Origin of the sequence: Aquiflexum sp. (assembly GCF_041749095.1) — a bacterium.
Lineage (GTDB): Bacteria > Bacteroidota > Bacteroidia > Cytophagales > Cyclobacteriaceae > Aquiflexum.
The window spans coordinates 1-16,795 of record NZ_JBGTCA010000019.1 but is presented as its reverse complement, the minus strand read 5'-3'; the positions used below and the strand labels follow the sequence as shown (position 1 = coordinate 16,795).

Here is a 16,795-nt window from a genome sequence, read left to right as displayed (position 1 = left end):
GTGCAATGGCAAACAAATTGATGATTTACAAAAGATTAAAAAATTTTAAAACAAATGGCTGAGAAAGAGTTATTCAATGATGAACATTTCACTTCCGAAGAACAGGAAGTAAATCAGGATGAATTGTCCAATGAAGAGCACGTCACTTCTGATTCAAAATCTGAAACAAGTGAATTATCTCAGGAAGAAAAATTACAAGAAGAGGTGGCAGAACTGAAAGATAAATATGTAAGGCTTTATTCTGAGTTTGAAAATTATAGAAGGAGGACTTCCAAAGAACGTTTGGATCTAATAAAAACTGCTTCTCAAGATCTGATGACCGAGATAGTACCTGTCATTGACGATTTTGAAAGAGCCTGCAAAGCCAGTGAAAATGAAGATAATCCGGTTAAAGTAAGAGATGGAAATCAATTGGTATTCAATAAACTTGTAAAAATACTGGAAAATAAGGGCTTGAAACCTATGGATGATCTTATTGGAAAAGCATTTGATCCGGAAACCCAAGAAGCAATTACCCAAATTCCTTCCCCAACACAGGATATGAAAGGGAAGGTTATCGATGTAGTGGAAAGAGGATATACCCTCGGTGATAAGGTCATCAGGTATGCCAAAGTTGTGACAGGAGCATAAAAAAGGATATGGCAAAGAGAGATTATTACGAAATATTAGGGGTAAGTAAAAGTGCTGCCCCTGAGGAAATCAAAAAAGCTTACAGGAAATTAGCAATTCAATATCACCCGGATAAAAATCCTGATAATCCTGAAGCAGAAGAAAAATTCAAAGAAGCTGCGGAAGCCTATGAAGTTTTAAGCAATCCGGATAAGCGTCAGCGCTATGATCAGTTTGGACATCAGGGTCTTGGTGGAAATGGCGGCTACGGTGGTGGCGGAATGAATATGGAGGATATCTTTTCCCAGTTTGGAGATATTTTCGGAGGCGGCGGATTTGAATCATTTTTTGGAGGAGGCAGAGGTGGTCGAAGAACCAAAAAAGGAACAAACCTTCGCGTAAAGCTCAAGCTCAACCTCAAAGAAATAGCTAACGGTGTTGAGAAGAAAATCAAAGTAAAGAGACATATTATTGCAGATGGAGTTACTTTCAAATCCTGTCCATCCTGCCACGGTTCCGGTCAGATCAAAAAAGTAGTCAATACCATGTTGGGTCAAATGGTTTCGGCCAGTACATGTCCTACTTGTGGAGGCAATGGTCAAATCGTAGATAAAAAACCTGCGGAAGCAGATCCAAGGGGCCTTATATTAAAAGAGGAGGTAATTCCGATCAATATCCCGGCAGGTGTTGCTGATGGCATGCAATTGAGTATGTCAGGAAAAGGAAATGAAACGGCAGGTGGAGTTCCTGGAGATTTGCTGATAGTGATTGAGGAGATTGAAGATGAAATTCTTCAAAGGGATGGCAATAACGTTGTGTTTGACTTGTATGTCAGTTTCATTGATGCAGCTTTGGGGTCTCAGATTGAAGTGCCTACTATTGACGGTAAAGTCAAGATAAAGCTAGACCCGGGTACGCAAAGTGGGAAGATTCTCAGATTGAAAGGAAAAGGAATAAGAGATATCAATGGATATAGTAGAGGTGACCAGCTCATTCACGTGAATGTTTGGACTCCCAAACAACTCAGTAAAGAGGAAAAACAAATTCTTGAAGACCTCAAAGATTCTGATAATTTCAAGCCAGACCCAGGTAAATCGGAAAAGAGCTTTTTCGATAAAATGAAAGAATTTTTCTAAAAATTTGGAGCCAGACGAAAATCTGGCTTTTTTTATACCTTCAAGAACCTTTTAAATTGATTGCCGTAACCTTACCGTATGCTGAACAGATTTAGCTTAATTATCGGACTCGTTTTTGGGGTTTCTTTCCAGCTTACGGCCCAGATCACCAAAGAGTTTAAAATTGAAGAGCGGCGTGGGTACCATCTTGTTTATCTGGATTTCAACATTTACAAAGGTGTTTCTGAGATCAAAAGAAAACAAGGGGAGGAGTCTCTTTATATCAAATCAAATTTATCGAAAGTAAATATATTGCCTTCATTTTTCCATGAAATCAGGGATGAGGTACTATATGCCAATTTGGTCCATAGAAATGTAGAATCCGAAAATCTGGGAAAAAGTCTTTCCTATAAACTCTTTTCAAGCACTAATGACGATTTTGACCATAAATGGTCTGTTGGTCTGAATTCCAATTTTCTATATGATCTCCATTTTTATTTTGGAATTGGAACAGCCAATCTTGATCTCTCCTATTTGCCAATCTCTAATTGCATTATTAAGTCCACGAGTGCGGACATTTTGTTGGATTATAGTAAAAATACGGCAAATTCGGTCAAAATGGACACCATCATGGTGTCCATTAATATGGGAAATGTTGAAGCGTTCAATCTCAATCTCACAAACGCCAAGGAAATGATATTTGAGGCCAATTACGGAACACTCAATCTTTCATTCTCAGGCAAAATGCCTGAGTCCTGTAATATTCAGGCAATGGTGGGTGCAGGCAAAGTTAACCTTGAACTACCGGATGACAGTCAGCCCTTTATTGTTAAGATCAAATCAACACCTATGTGCAGGACTTATATTCCCAAACATCTTAAGGATATTGGTAATAAAACCTACGTAAGCAGAACCTATAAAGAAAACAGTAAGAATCTGATGACTTTCGATATTGATGTTTCTGTTGGTTCTGTTACCCTCAGATAGGATACAATTTCAAGATTTAATATTTTTACCAAAAAGAATTTTCTTTGGCTATCCTCGAAATCCAACATTTGAACAAATCTTATGGACCTAACAAGGCTCTTAGTGATGTTTCTTTATGTATTCCTGAAGGTGGGATTTTTGGTCTGCTAGGTCCCAATGGGGCAGGAAAAACCACCCTTATCCGAATTATCAATCAGATCATAGAAGCAGACCAAGGGCAGGTTTTGTTCAATGGAGAAAAACTGCATCCAAACCATATCTCCAGAATCGGCTATTTGCCCGAAGAAAGAGGTCTGTACAAAAAAATGAAGGTTTGGGACCAATTGATCTATTTTGCGAGGCTAAAAGGCATGCCAGCTGCAATTGCCAAAGAAAAGGTGAGTTATTGGCTAAAAAAATGGATATAATTTCCTGGAAAGACAAGAGGATTGATGACCTTTCCAAAGGAATGGCCCAAAAGGTGCAGTTTATTTCTACCATTATCCATGAACCCGAACTCCTAATTTTGGATGAACCTTTTTCGGGGTTTGATCCAATTAATGCTGAAATCATTAAAGATGAAATCCTTGAGTTGAAGGATAAGGGAATTACACTGGTTTTGTCAACTCATAGGATGGAATCAGTAGAACTATTGTGTGATCAAATAGCCATGATTCACAAGTCACATAAAATTCTGGAGGGAAGTCTGGAAAATATCAAACAACAATTTAGACCCAATAAATATAAAATCAGTCTTAATTGTGATGGCAGCAATCTTCCATTGGAGTTTGGCGCCCAATTAAAAAATGGACTGGCCACGTTTACATTGTCGCTAGGGCAAGATTCTCCGAATCAAATGCTTCTCAAATTGATGGAGTTTGGGGAAGTGGTCAGCTTTCAGGAAATATTACCAAGTATGGAAGAAATTTTTATCCAACAAGTTAAAGATTATTCAAATGGGTAAAGTCTGGCTGGTAATCAAGAGAGAATACCTCTCAAGGGTACAGAAGAAGTCTTTTCTTTTAGCGACAATTTTGACTCCATTGATTTTTCCTGCAATTATGGGGGTATTTCTATGGATAGCTGTAGATGAATCATCCAGTTCCGCTTTAAGAATTATTGAAGTCGTGGATGAAAATAACCTGTTTTTTCTTGAGAGTTCGGAACAATACGCTTTTTCCTTTTCCAATACATCCTTGGAAGATGCCAAGACTATGGTGCAGGACGGAGAAAGATTTGGCTTTTTATATATTCCCAAATTAGATCTTACCAAACCAACCGGTATCATATATTATGCAGAAAAAAATCCAAGTATGGGATTTATAACCACTCTTGAATCCAATCTGAAAAAAAGAATAGAGGAACAAAGGCTTTTTGAATCGGGGATAGATCCGGAGGTCATCAATGCCTACCGAACCAAAGTGGCCATCCAATCCATTACTTTGGATAACAGAGGAGATGAAAAAATATCTGACGCAACGGTCAATTATGCCATCGGCTTCATGGCAGGCATTCTAATCTATATTTTCATCTTTATCTACGGCAACCAGATCATGCAGGGAGTTATCGAGGAAAAATCCAGCCGGATCATCGAAATCCTTATATCTTCTATCAGGCCCTTTCAGCTAATGATGGGTAAAATAATCGGGATCGGTGCAGTAGGTCTCACCCAGTTTCTGATCTGGGTAGTACTGATAGGAGGGATCTCTTCAATAATAATCGGCTATTTCGGAATGCAATTGCCCCACCAACAATTAATGGAGCTTTCAAATCCTGAAATGGGTCAAATGATCAATGGAGATGAAAATATTTACAATATCATTCAGACAATTCAGGGAATAGATTTTATTCAGCTGACGTTGACTTTTATATTTTACTTCTTGGGAGGTTACTTGCTTTATGGGGCTTTTTTTGCGGCTGTGGGTGCCGCCATAGACACACCTTCTGAAGCTCAACAATTTATGCTTCCCATCACTATTCCACTGCTAATTGGATATATGGGCCTTTTTGTTTTTGTATTGAACGATCCCAATAGCAATGTCTCTTTTTGGCTGTCCATTGTTCCGTTCACTTCACCGATTGCCATGATGGGCAGGGTGAGTTATGGCGTGCCTTTCTGGGACTTGGCCCTGTCAATAGTGCTATTGATCGTGGGATTTTTGTTCAGTACATGGGTGGCTGGGAAAGTGTACCGTATAGGGATTTTGATCCATGGTACCAAGGTCAATTACAAAACCATCTGGAGATGGATTAAGACGAACTAGTGTTGGAAAGAGCTCAGTACAGCCACCTAAAAGTGACTTTACTTATTCTTCGGAATAGTTAAAGCTGTCAACCTGTTCCTTTACCCAATCCTTGTATTTTTGGATCCGGTATTCCTGCCATTTTTCGGAATATTTTCCGGAACTGTCTATTAGGAATTTGAAACCTGTTGCTGCTTTCGGCTTGCTTAAAGCATTGAAGAGGTCATCCTGGAAATTTCTCTCCTTTACAATTCTATCAGCAAAATGCTCCATCATTTGATGTTCCTGATTGGGTTCCATCTTGGTGAATTCTGCGAAATTGTCGGGATTATCATCTATTTCATCCAGAATATCTTCCTCCTCAGGAGTAAGATCGTAATTGAAATAGTCCTCATCATCAGGTAAGTGGTGAATTTTTTTATTGTCCATTTGGAAAAAACAAATCATCCCCTTCAGCAGCTGCACTGCTATTTTTTCGACTTCTTTTTCAGATAGGGTAAGCATTGTGGAATTCAGATAAAATTTTAAGAAAATTAAATAACTCGCAGTTCATATCAAACTTTTTTGTTCTGGTATCATTTATATAATTTACATTATCCAAAAATCTTTTGGAGAAAAGGTGTATTTAAATCATGACCTCCTTCAAATCGGAGCTTTTTTACCTCAAAAGGCAACATGGAAAGAAACTCATCCTGTTTTTGGATAGAATCCGTCGTAATGAGGCTGTCCGAATCACCTAAAACAATCATAACTTCTGTATTCTTTAGTTTTTCTCCGGTTTTTTGGAAATTAAGGTCATGGGCAAATCCTCCACTCCAAAGAATAAGGGAATTTACCGAAAAAGGAAGTTGACTGACCCATCGAGTAGCAGTGGCGGCACCTTGAGAAAAACCCATGACTTTGACGATTGGTCTAATCCTGTATTTCAAAAGGATATTTTCGAGAAGTCCATTGAGATAATCATTGTTGTTGGTTATGGCAGACTCTCTCTCGTGGAGGGTCATCCAATTGGCTCCAACTCTGCCGGAAAAACCTTCCAAATAAGCGTAATTCGTTGCCTCCGGTACAACAATCAACTTGTCTTCACTGAAAATTGGTTCGAGCTTTTTGAGGAAGAATTCTGACAACTGACCATAGCCGTGAAGGGCAATAATAATTTCTTTTTCGTTCCTATTGATCACATGGGATGTCCTATATTGGGCAGTATGCTGATATTTGAAATTATATTTCATTAACTGTTCAAATCGTTAAATCTAAAAGGCAATAACTGGTCAATTCCAGACGCTTTTAAAATATCCCCATCAGGATTGAGCATCAACAATTCAATTGGTTGCCCAAATTTCACTTCATATTCATTGATAGTCTGCCGGCAAAGTCCACACGGGGTTACGGTTGCCATTTTTTTTTCACCATTCCTTTTAGCAACTATTGCCAATTTCAAAGGCCTTACTTTAGGATTATTTCCCAAGGCATAACTAAGAACGGCCCTTTCTGCACAGACCCCAACCGGAAAAGAAACATTTTCCTGATTGTTCGCTACAAAAATAGAACCATCTTCCAGAAGTAATGCTGCTCCTACCAGAAAATTTGAATATGGGGCATGGGCCATCTCTAAAATTTCACTTGCCCTGGAAATCAAAATGCACTCTTCCTCAGACCAGTCCTTTTTTTGGATCACCTCCAAACTTACTTTCAACTCTATCCTTCTATTCATTTTATGATTTAAAAATCGGATTGAAATAACAAAAAAAAATCCGGAATTGTTATTTTCCATTTAATTATAGTGTTGGATTTTTTGCCTTCCCTGTTTTTTCACAACTTCGGGCAGTCATATTTATTTATTCATTATGCAAACAATACTGATCCTCGGTGCAGGGAAATCATCCGTTTTTCTAATTGAATATCTTTTGGAGACAGCTGTACCAAAAAAAAGAAAAATTATTGTAGCAGATGTTTCTGTGGAGATTGCTGCCGAAAAGCTGAAGGACCATGGGTCAGGCAAAGCTGTGTGTATAAACTTGGAAGATGAAGAGAAAAGAAAAGCCCTTATCGAAGAATCAGATGTGGTGATTTCAATGCTTCCTGCTTTTTTGCATCCGATCATCGCAAAGGACTGTCTGGAATTGGGCAAACATTTTTTCTCCGCTTCCTATGAATCCGGGGAAATGAGGGAAATGAAAAGTGAAATAGAAGCCAAGAACCTCCTTTTTCTAAATGAATGTGGATTAGATCCGGGTTTGGATCACATGTCTGCTATGAAAATTATCAATGATGAAAAAAAAACAGGCAATAGGGTCACTTCTTTTAAGTCCTATACAGGTGGGTTACTAGCGCCTGAAAGTGAGAATAACCCTTGGAAATATAAATTTACCTGGAATCCTAGAAATGTTGTCCTTGCAGGTCAGGGGACTTCTCGGTTTATCCAAAATGGAGAACTCAAATATATACCCTATCACATGCTTTACAGGAGACTGGAGAAAATCAGATTTGACAAAGTTGGTGATTTTGAAGGCTATCCAAACAGGGATTCTTTGAGTTATAGAAAGATTTATGGACTTAATGAAATCCCTACATTGCTGAGAGGGACTTTAAGAAGAGCTGGGTTTTGTCAAAGTTGGGATGTCTTTGTGCAATTGGGAATCACAGACGACTCTTTTCAGATGGAGTTGCCTACGGGATTTTCACATAGGATGTTTTTTAATTCATTTTTGCCTTTTCATGAGACCAAATCGGTGGAGGAAAAACTTCAGGAACTTCTACCATGGGTCGGTAGCGAAATACTCGAGAAAATCGAATGGTTAGGAATGTTTTCTGATAGTCCAATACCAAAAAAAACAGGAAGTCCGGCTTCAATTTTAGAGGAGATTTTGAAAGAAAAGTGGAAGTTGGGACATCAAGATAAAGACATGATTGTCATGCAGCATCTATTTGAGATTGAGACTCCCGAAGGAAAGAAGGATATAGTTTCCAGCCTGGTATGCAAAGGAGTAAATCAGGAACATACTGCAATGGCCAAGACAGTTGGTCTGCCATTGGCCATTGCCGTTGATCTGTTTTTGGATGGTAAAATCAATGTGAGGGGCTTACACGTTCCTGTTCTATCCGAAATTTATGAGCCTATTTTAGGGGCTTTGGAAAAAGAAGGGATTGTATTCGAAGAAAGGATCAAGCTTCTGTAGTTATTATTGGAGTTATTGCAAATTAATTTCCTTACGGGTTCCAATCTGCCGGAGGATTGAGTCTGGCTCCGCTTACCGTAAGACAATCATCCGGAATTATTCCGGGTGTTTGACGGAATTCAAGTTTATTGTTTTCAATGTAGACATTTTTTTTATCGACCGAGCCGGCAATAAAGTAGCCTAAAACCGTCTCATCAGGATCATCTAAACTTATGATATTTCCTCTAATACTGGCAGGAGGATTGTCAAAAACACTTCCCGTGAGATTTGTTTGCTGCTCAATCAAACTCAGAAACCTATGTGCTTCACTTGAAATTGCCATTTGTTGTATTTCTGCCCTGTAGGTTTGTCTAAACCTCAATCCATTATCTTCAATAAACAGGACTGGAAGTCGTTGGGACAGGCCATTGAAGTTCTCATCGGAAGCAAGAGTGAATCTTTGAATTCTGGATTCATCATCGACAAAACAAATCGCGCAGCAGTCTTTAGGAGCCGGGCCTCTTGGATTTTCGGGATGATTCGGAGGTAAAGTGTACAGTTCCGGGTTGGCTACCAATACAAATGTGGAAGTACCATTTCTCCAATAATAGAAATTTGCCTGATCACTTGGATCTGTAAAGTGGGCAAATACTTGAACACCGATTATGTCTGTTAACCTGTCATTGGTATTAAATTTTATAGACTTGTAAGAAAGTGAATCAATTTGAGGGACAGATTCTACTCTTTCAGGAAGGGAAGTGTAAGACTTACCGGTCTGTAAATTGATCTGTAAGGAATATGAAATCCCAACCCTTGCCCTAAAACCTGCAGGCGTGGCATAGACACCGTCATTTGCCAGTTCATCGAGGAAGGTTACATTTCCCTCGCTGTCCCTTATACCTACTGTTGCCCTGGTTACAGGCCTGATTAGGCCCTCAAATACACTACCATAGGTATCACTTCTGGTCAATCTTATCAAATGCGGCCCGGGATCGGTGGTTATAAAACCATCGACCGTTAGCAGTTGAGTACCTTGGGGGATATCGATCTTATAGGGATCAATACAGGAAATAGGGATAATCAATAATATATAAATCAATCTTTTCAACATGTTCATCAGAATTTCATCGAATAACTCAAAGTAGGAAGTGGCACACCAAGTATTGCAAGTCTATAGGCTTGTGGTGGAGAACCGGGCTGGTCGGCAAAAAAGATCGAAAATGGGTTTTTCCTTCCATAAACATTCATTACAGCAAATGTCCAGTCACCATCATAGAATTTACCTTTACCTTTCAACTGGAAATTTAAAGAAAGATCTAACCTATGAAAATCAGGAATTCTTTGAAGATTCCGGTTTCTAAAAAATGCGAGGGAATTACCTGCAAAATCAAATTTAGCTTCCGGGAATGTCACAGGTCTTCCTGTACTGTAGGAAAAGGTAGCCGAAAGGGAAACATTGGATGCCATTTTATAATTTCCGATCAAAGTCAAGTCATGTGGTTTATCAAAATTGGCAGGGTACCATTCTCCATCATTGATTATCTCTTCCTCGAAAGGTGTAATGACTCTCCTAAAGGTTCTGGAATAGGTATAACTTGCCCAACCGGTGATTCTACCAAGATTTTTCTTTGCATAGACTTCAACCCCATAAGCCCTTCCTTCCCCTGGTATGATTTCTGTTTCAAGATTGTTCTGTAGCAAAAGCTTTGCTCCGTCTTTGTATTCCACCACATTTTGAATGTCTTTGTAATATACTTCTACTGAGGTCTCAAAAATATTTCCTCTGAAGTTTTTATATATCCCCAGGGAATACTGATCTACAATCTGTGGCTTCAAAAATCGGTCACTCAACTTCCAAATATCTGTCGGAGCTATGGTGGCAGTATTCGAGATCAAATGGATAAACTGGTACATTTTGTTGTAGCCACCTTTGATGGAGGTCCTGGAATCTATAGAATAGCGAATAGAAGCCCTTGGACCCCAGCCATCATAAGATTGGATAAGTTCGCCATCTCCATAAGTTCTTTCACCGATGACATTTCCAGCATTCAGTGGAAGATTTGGGGCATATTCCCTGACAGTCCGAGGCCCATAATATTGGTACATGTCGTATCTCATTCCATAGGAAAAACCGAATTTTTCCCCCAATTCAAGTTCATGTTGAAGATATAAGCCTGACTCTCTGGCATATTCGCTTTGCACCAATTGGGGAAGAATGGTAGATTCTCCGTTGACAACTCCCGGTATTAGTTCTCCCGGGTTGATGGTAAGGTTTTTAGTATCTCCGCCAAAGGTGATTCTGTTCCTTTCACTCAGGGCATAAGTAAAGTTCAACCTTAAGCCATTGTCAATGATTCCTGAATTGAGGTCGAAATTATTGATACCTGATTGATTGAAAATGGTAAAATCATACAACGTGGAAAATCCTATGGCATTGACAGAAAACTTTTCAGAAAATCTCCCCTGATAACTTAGCGTATGGCTCATATTTGTCCATGAAATGGTGGTGTCAGATGCCAGTGCAAAATCATCATAACTACGGTAGAAGCTATAGGTGACATTATGGTTATCATTGATTTCGCCATATAGAATTCCGTTCACATCATTGAAATTGGCCTGGCTTGTCCTCAGATCGGCATTGTTCAGCGACCCGAGCAACCAGTTAATATAAGATCCTCTTACACCGACTTTAGCAGAGACCTTGTCTTTGATGACAGGACCATTAAATCCGATTTTACCTGAAACTGTACCTACCATTAGGTCACCGCCCCAATTGGTCAGACTTCCTGATTTTGGTGTGATATCCAAGATGGATGACCCTCTTCCTCCGTATTTGGTCGGGATTATCGCCTTATATAAAGTGAAATCATTTACCACATCAGGATTGAAAGCCGTGAACAAACCGAAAAGGTGAGAAGGATTATATATAGGTGCACCCGCAAACATAATAAGGTTTTGATCAGCCCCTCCTCCTCTTACATTTAATCCTGATGAAGCTTCCCCCACCTGACTAACGCCAGGAAGAGTAGCAATGCTTCTTATAATATCCACTTCTCCAAGAAATGGAGGTAATTCCCTCAGTGTATTCATGCTGATGCTGATGGCACCCATATCTGTGCTTCTGATGTTTTTCTCAGGATCCCTACCATAGATAACCACATCATCCAATGTAAAGTCTTCTTGAATCATGGTTAGACTTATCCTTCCATCGCCCACTGCTACAAAAGGATATAATACGGTTTCATAACCAACATACCTGATCTCAAGCGTGTATTCTGCTCTGTCCAAAACCAGATTAAAGGTGCCGTTGGTACTTGTAATTTCTGTTTGTGTCAGTTCGCGAACGGTAATTGTAGCTCCCACCAAAGGTTCACCTGTGATCTGATCGATGATCCGGCCACCTATTTTGAGGTCTTTTAATTGTCCGATATCCCTTCCCACGACATTTTTTTGCTGCGCATTTGCAGAAATACCAACCAGGAAAAGAAAAAATATTAATTGTAAAATTTTTCTCATATAATCTTTATTTAAAACCTGTTTGGATCAAATTTCCAGAATTCTATTTGGCCGGAAAGATCTAGCCTCCTTACCAAGTATATGAACTCCCCATCTGAAAAAACTCCAATATTCCAGGCTAACGGTGTGCCAATAAAATCATTTTTCTTGATCCAATTTGAACCTGGCACCATATTGAGTTCCCATACCTGAACAGACCTATAATTTAAACCGGCAAAGACCCGGTCACCAATGGTAACTCCAAATCCAGCACTTCCTCCCACTAAATCTCCGGGATATATACCGAAGAAACTCCATTCTTCTGTCTCTGGATCAAACAGATAAATCTGTTTGTTGGTTGAACTCGCTATATATAATTTGTCATTGTGGACAAAATATAAATCAGTTTTATTTAAAGAAACCGGGGCAGGATTGATACTTCTCCATTCACCGGAAGATTTCGAATATTTGAAATTACTGTTCCCAATTAACCCGCCGCTTACATATAGATTTTGATTGGTTTCAAATGAAACCGGTTCTATAACTGCAAATGGTAAATCAGGCAATTTCTCAAAATTCCCATTTTGAATTCTCCAAAAATCCCGACTTGGTACATATGGTGAGAATGCAATAGTACTTGAACCACCACCAAAATAATTATTTGTGGAAAAAGCCAGCCACAATGGGTTGCCTTGAAAAGTTTCCTCAGACCATTGCTCGGTACCAAGATTATATTTCCAGATTTTAGAATTCAATGAATTATCAGCATTGGTTCCCAAACCCAAATAGAAATTTTCATTGTCCTGAAAAAAAATATTTCCTTTCAGCCGAATAGATATAGGTGGATTTGGGAGCTTCGTAAATGTTCCTGTAGGATATTCATACTGTTGGTTAAGAACAAATTCCCTTCCCTGAATAATTATAGTCACAGTTTCCCTAGCTGTTGAACCAGGGGGAGGAATTTTTGCCGTAATCCTTGATTCAAATTCTATTGACTGAATTTCAGCTGGCCTGTTCCCGATTAATATTTGGGTATCCGAAGTAAAATTTTTACCCGTTATGGTTATGAGAGTTCCTGCCGGGCCATTATTTGGAGAAAAACTTTGAATTTGAGGGGAGAGGGTCGTGAGTTGTAAAACATTGCCGAATTGAATCTCTCCACCTATATTGATAAAGGACTTAGCATAGTAGGTGCGTTCAATGGTCAGCGCCTCAATTTCTCCAATAAATCTGCCCGGGTTGATTCTTTCCCCCAAGGAAATGATCAATGGCTGATTAAAGGCCTCATTTTCAGCCACATAAAAACCATGGTCATTTGCATTGATATTTTGGGTAGTGAGGATCCTTCCAAGTAATCTGACCCGCTCTCCACTCAGATAAATAACTTCTTCGGTGATCAGTGAGGGGGGTATTATATTTTCTTCTTCACAAGACGAAAAAATACCCATTAAAATCACCAGAAATGATATGACACCAATATTACTCTTATTCATTAATTTAACTCTTATAAAATAGGGTTTAAAAGTACAGCAATAATGGATTTAAAAAAAACATTTTGTTATGGTCAGACTATATAAAAACTAAAATATGATAAGAAACTGTTGGAGTAGTTCAGAATAATCTTTTGAGTATTTCCCTGATTTATCTTTAATATGCATATCAGAATTTTTTATTTCTCCTTTTGAAAAAGAAAAAGCCTGAATTGTCCTAATAATATTTTTAGCTGGTTTATCTCTTAAATCCAGTTTTTCAAAAACAAAAAAACCTAAAAATTCAAGAATTCTATTGATTGTATCCATTTGTTCAGGGGGTAGAATCAGCCAAAAATGTCCATCATTCTCCAATAACCTTTTTATGCCATTTGCCAGTTCACCGAAAGATAGACTGTCATTGTGTAAAGCCAAATTTTTTTTTGGATCAGGTGATTTTAAGTGTTTTGGAAAAAAGGGGGGATTGCTGACAATCAAATCAAACTTTCCATCATGTTGGTTATAAAATTCCTGAAAGCTTTGGTTAATCATTTTTATGCGGTTACTCCAAGGACTTTTGCATACATTTTCTGAGGCCTGTTCAAAAGCATCTTTGTCAATTTCAATCCCTGTAATCGTGGCCTCAGGAAATCTTTGTGCCAACATCAATGAAACAACCCCTGTTCCTGCTCCGATATCCAGAATTCTTTGTGGATTTCCCCGACCTGCAAATGCTCCCAAAACTACCCCATCAGTGCTGATTTTCATGGCGCACCTGTCCTGTTGCACAGCAAATTGTTTGAACCGGAATACAGCGTCTTTCATTTTAGTGAACAGTCTTTTAAAAGGATCAAAGATTAAATAATTAGCGATCTAAAAAGCTGTCCAAAATATCGACTCATGCCATGTTCCGTCTTCCGTCTTCCGTCTTCTGTCTATTTACAGAAACTCAAATCAAAGATTCTCATATCCCTCATCAGCAGGTAAATTGGGCATTTCCGCCGCTGCTACGGCCAATTGATCGCAGCGTTCATTTTCAAGGTGTCCGGCATGGCCTTTTACCCACATGAACTTCGGCTTGTACCTGACGTGCAATGGAATATATATTTTCCAGAGATCGATATTCTTCTTGTCCTTGAATCCCTTTTTCTGCCAACTCCATAGCCAACCCTTTTCAATGGCATCCACGACATACTTGCTGTCTGAGTAAATTGTCACTGGGATACCCCTTGCTTTCAGTTCCTGGAGGGCACGGATGACTGCCAGGAGTTCCATCCTGTTGTTGGTAGTGAGTCTGTAACCGCCTGAAAGTTCTTTTCGATGTTGGTTGTATTTCATCACTACTCCATAACCACCCGGCCCGGGATTGCCTTTGGAGGCACCGTCTGTAAAGATTGTAATCATGATGCAAAGAAAAGTAGATTAATGGAGGTCTAATATTTTTTGAGAAAATCGATCAGATTTTGAAATTCCGTATCAGAGATAGCCGGGAAATTGGCTATCCTGAAACTGCTTGCTTTCAATGGCCCATATCCACTACCCATCTGCATACCAACTTTTTCTGCAGATTTTTTGACTTCAGTGATCAGTTCGTCTCTTCCTGTGATCGCCAGGACCGTGCTGCTTCTGGCTTCAGGATTTTGGATCAGCATTCTTAATTTTCCTGTTTTGGCAATAGTGTCTTCCAAGATCCTCATGCGTTCTTTGGTTTTTTGGTCTATATGCTGGATTTCAGGAATGTCCTTTAATACCCTAAACAGTAAATAAATACCAAAGACATTTGGGGTGTAATGGGTCTGATAGTTTTCAGCATTTTCTAGCATAAAGTTCAGGCTGTTATATCTCCCTTTTTCGCCCTTGTATTTTGCCTTTTCAATGGCTTTAGGAGAAATAATCAAAATCCCCAAACCTGCAGGCAGTCCAAAACATTTCTGTACTGAAGCATACCAAATGTCTGCCAATCTAAATTCCAGCTCAATTCCTCCCATGGAAGAAGTGGTATCCACAGCTATCATTTTCCCGGGATATTTATTGGCAATGTCAGCGATGGTCCGATTGGTGACCTGAGTGGCATTTGATGTCTCGTTTTGGGTTATGGCAATCACATCGAATTCTTCCCCGATCTCCAGATTTTGCACATCAATAGTTTGATCTGACTCTAATTTATGGGCATGGCATTTAGGTTCGATGTATTTGGCATAATCAAACCATTTCTTGCCAAATGAACCGGAAAAAATATGATAACCTGCAGACTGCACTATGGATTGGGAAATGATCTCCCAATTCTCTGTCGCTGAAGAGGTGAAAAGTAATTTGTAATCCTCAGGCACATGGAGCTTTTCCCGCATCAGTGTTTCTGTTTCCTGATAGAGATGCATGAAAACAGCAGAACGGTGATTTGCGCTCAAAATGCCTTTTTCATAGGCATCCTGCATGTATGGGGGAAGGCTGTCATAGACCTTGGAAGGTCCCGGTGCAAATGTGATCATTGTTTTTATATTTAAGGGAGTTGAAGGTTGGAATGGCTTAACGAATTCACAACCATTGAATCCGTAGCTGATGGATATTTGTTGATATTTTGATATTAAGATATTGGGTTCCGAAACCTACTGTTTGAGAAAAAACCGGATGCCCAGCTCATACCCTTTGAGACCAAGACCCGAAATCATCCCAACGCATTCCTTGGTGATTATGCTTTTGTGGCGGAATTCCTCTCTTTTGTAAATATTGGAAATATGTACCTCCAATACCGGTGTGGTCACTCCTGCGATGGCATCCGAAATGGCAACAGATGTATGCGTGTATCCGCCCGCATTGATAAGGATCGCATCAAAGTCAAATCCAACTTCATGGATTTTATCAATGATTTCCCCCTCAATATTGTTTTGAAAATAGTGTAATTCCAGATCAGGAAACTTTGTTTTCAGCGTTCCAAAATAATCTTCAAAGGAAGTGCTGCCATAAATTTCCGGTTCTCTTTTGCCCAAGAGATTGAGATTAGGACCGTTGATGATAAGGATTTTCAATGTGATTGGAGGTTAGTGGTTTTGAAAGTTCAAAGTTATCGGTTAAAATGCGATTATGCAGATTTTTAAAGATTAAACTTTTGTGTGTATAATTTATGTTATTTTTGTGTATAACATATATTTGCATCATGAGAACAAATATTGAAATTGATGAAAAATTAATGGGTGAGATTCTGGAAAAATCGGCTATCAAAACCAAAAAAGAAGTCGTGGATACTGCTTTGAGGGAATATTTAAGGATGTTGAAATTGAAGGAATTGGCAGAACTTCGCGGGAAATTAAAATGGGAAGGTAATCTTGAGGATATGAGAACAATTTGAAAAATGGTTTTAATAGATACTTCAATATGGATTCCCTTCTTAAATGATCCAAATGACAATATTTCCCAAAGAATGTTTGATCTGATTACGAATGATCAGGTTTGCATCTGCCCGACCATAGTACAGGAGTTGTTGCAGGGATGCAGAACAGAAAATGATTTTACTAATTTATCCCTGAAACTCGATGCATTACAAAAGCTGCAGATTGACCCTTATCAATCCGCAGAAGGTGCTGCCCAATTATTTTTTTCACTGAAGAAAAAAGGGATTTCAATTAGGAAAAGCAATGATTGTTTGATTGCATGGAATGCACTTTATTTTGATATTCCAATTTGGCACAGAGATAGAGATTTTGACCACATTGCTTTAGGAAGCAATCTACAATTATTCAATT

Annotated in this window: 17 protein-coding genes and 1 pseudogene; 8 read left to right on the top strand and 10 right to left on the bottom strand. The window is 38.9% G+C overall.

Annotated features, from left to right (window positions below; genetic code table 11):
* The first annotated feature begins 54 nt into the window (after positions 1-54).
* From ACEW8O_RS01165 to ACEW8O_RS01145, 5 genes and pseudogenes are all read left to right on the top strand, one after another.
* On the top strand, positions 55-630 hold the full coding sequence (locus ACEW8O_RS01165; protein ID WP_373492788.1) for a nucleotide exchange factor GrpE: 576 nt from the start codon (positions 55-57) through the stop codon (positions 628-630).
* A gap of 8 nt (positions 631-638) precedes the next feature.
* On the top strand, positions 639-1,745 hold the full coding sequence (gene dnaJ / locus ACEW8O_RS01160; protein ID WP_373492787.1) for a molecular chaperone DnaJ: 1,107 nt from the start codon (positions 639-641) through the stop codon (positions 1,743-1,745).
* 78 nt (positions 1,746-1,823) lie between these two features.
* Positions 1,824-2,711, top strand: coding sequence for a hypothetical protein (locus tag ACEW8O_RS01155; RefSeq protein ID WP_373492786.1), 888 nt, complete (start codon positions 1,824-1,826; stop codon positions 2,709-2,711).
* Positions 2,712-2,755: 44 nt separating this feature from the next.
* A pseudogene (locus ACEW8O_RS01150) lies at positions 2,756-3,654 on the top strand (ABC transporter ATP-binding protein).
* Positions 3,647-4,954 (top strand): ABC transporter permease, encoded by a 1,308-nt coding sequence (locus ACEW8O_RS01145; protein WP_373492785.1) that lies wholly within the window; start codon positions 3,647-3,649, stop codon positions 4,952-4,954. The pseudogene ACEW8O_RS01150 and the gene ACEW8O_RS01145 overlap by 8 nt, the downstream one beginning before the upstream one ends.
* A gap of 42 nt (positions 4,955-4,996) precedes the next feature.
* On the opposite strand, the gene ACEW8O_RS01140 is transcribed toward ACEW8O_RS01145, so the two are convergent.
* The 3 genes from ACEW8O_RS01140 to ACEW8O_RS01130 all read right to left on the bottom strand — a co-directional run bounded on the left by ACEW8O_RS01140 (position 4,997) and on the right by ACEW8O_RS01130 (position 6,647).
* Complete coding sequence (locus tag ACEW8O_RS01140; RefSeq protein WP_373492784.1) at positions 4,997-5,437, bottom strand: UPF0158 family protein; 441 nt, start codon at positions 5,435-5,437, stop codon at positions 4,997-4,999.
* An 89-nt stretch (positions 5,438-5,526) separates the two neighbouring features.
* Positions 5,527-6,165 (bottom strand): alpha/beta hydrolase, encoded by a 639-nt coding sequence (locus ACEW8O_RS01135; RefSeq protein WP_373492783.1) that lies wholly within the window; start codon positions 6,163-6,165, stop codon positions 5,527-5,529.
* The gene (locus tag ACEW8O_RS01130) at positions 6,165-6,647 is read right to left on the bottom strand and encodes a cytidine deaminase (protein ID WP_373492782.1); all 483 of its coding nucleotides are present in this window, start codon (positions 6,645-6,647) and stop codon (positions 6,165-6,167) included. Before ACEW8O_RS01130 ends, ACEW8O_RS01135 begins: the two co-directional genes overlap by 1 nt.
* A 133-nt stretch (positions 6,648-6,780) precedes the next feature.
* On the opposite strand from ACEW8O_RS01130, the gene ACEW8O_RS01125 reads away from it, so the two are divergent.
* Positions 6,781-8,112: a saccharopine dehydrogenase family protein gene (locus ACEW8O_RS01125; protein WP_373492781.1), complete on the top strand. Its 1,332-nt coding sequence runs from the start codon at positions 6,781-6,783 to the stop codon at positions 8,110-8,112.
* A gap of 31 nt (positions 8,113-8,143) precedes the next feature.
* Here the strand turns inward: ACEW8O_RS01125 and ACEW8O_RS01120 are convergent, their stop codons facing one another.
* From ACEW8O_RS01120 to aroQ, 7 genes are all read right to left on the bottom strand, one after another.
* On the bottom strand, positions 8,144-9,202 hold the full coding sequence (locus ACEW8O_RS01120) for a DUF4249 domain-containing protein (RefSeq protein ID WP_373492780.1): 1,059 nt from the start codon (positions 9,200-9,202) through the stop codon (positions 8,144-8,146).
* Positions 9,203-9,207: 5 nt separating this feature from the next.
* The gene (locus ACEW8O_RS01115; RefSeq protein WP_373492779.1) at positions 9,208-11,607 is read right to left on the bottom strand and encodes a TonB-dependent receptor domain-containing protein; all 2,400 of its coding nucleotides are present in this window, start codon (positions 11,605-11,607) and stop codon (positions 9,208-9,210) included.
* Positions 11,608-11,618: 11 nt separating this feature from the next.
* Complete coding sequence (locus ACEW8O_RS01110; RefSeq protein WP_373492778.1) at positions 11,619-13,079, bottom strand: IPT/TIG domain-containing protein; 1,461 nt, start codon at positions 13,077-13,079, stop codon at positions 11,619-11,621.
* An 87-nt stretch (positions 13,080-13,166) separates the two neighbouring features.
* Complete coding sequence (locus ACEW8O_RS01105; RefSeq protein ID WP_373492777.1) at positions 13,167-13,880, bottom strand: tRNA1(Val) (adenine(37)-N6)-methyltransferase; 714 nt, start codon at positions 13,878-13,880, stop codon at positions 13,167-13,169.
* A 129-nt stretch (positions 13,881-14,009) separates the two neighbouring features.
* Positions 14,010-14,459: a ribonuclease HI gene (gene rnhA / locus ACEW8O_RS01100; protein WP_373492776.1), complete on the bottom strand. Its 450-nt coding sequence runs from the start codon at positions 14,457-14,459 to the stop codon at positions 14,010-14,012.
* Positions 14,460-14,488: 29 nt separating this feature from the next.
* Positions 14,489-15,544: an aminotransferase class V-fold PLP-dependent enzyme gene (locus ACEW8O_RS01095; RefSeq protein ID WP_373492775.1), complete on the bottom strand. Its 1,056-nt coding sequence runs from the start codon at positions 15,542-15,544 to the stop codon at positions 14,489-14,491.
* 117 nt (positions 15,545-15,661) lie between these two features.
* Positions 15,662-16,081 carry a type II 3-dehydroquinate dehydratase gene (gene aroQ / locus ACEW8O_RS01090; RefSeq protein WP_373492774.1) on the bottom strand — a complete coding sequence of 140 codons (420 nt, stop codon included), beginning with the start codon at positions 16,079-16,081 and terminating at the stop codon, positions 15,662-15,664.
* A 128-nt stretch (positions 16,082-16,209) separates the two neighbouring features.
* Here aroQ and ACEW8O_RS01085 point away from each other — a divergent pair, with 128 nt between their 5' ends.
* Complete coding sequence (locus tag ACEW8O_RS01085) at positions 16,210-16,401, top strand: type II toxin-antitoxin system VapB family antitoxin (protein ID WP_373492773.1); 192 nt, start codon at positions 16,210-16,212, stop codon at positions 16,399-16,401.
* 3 nt (positions 16,402-16,404) lie between these two features.
* Positions 16,405-16,795, top strand: a 391-nt coding sequence (locus tag ACEW8O_RS01080; RefSeq protein WP_373492772.1) for a PIN domain-containing protein, incomplete at its 3' end; no start/stop codon positions are given.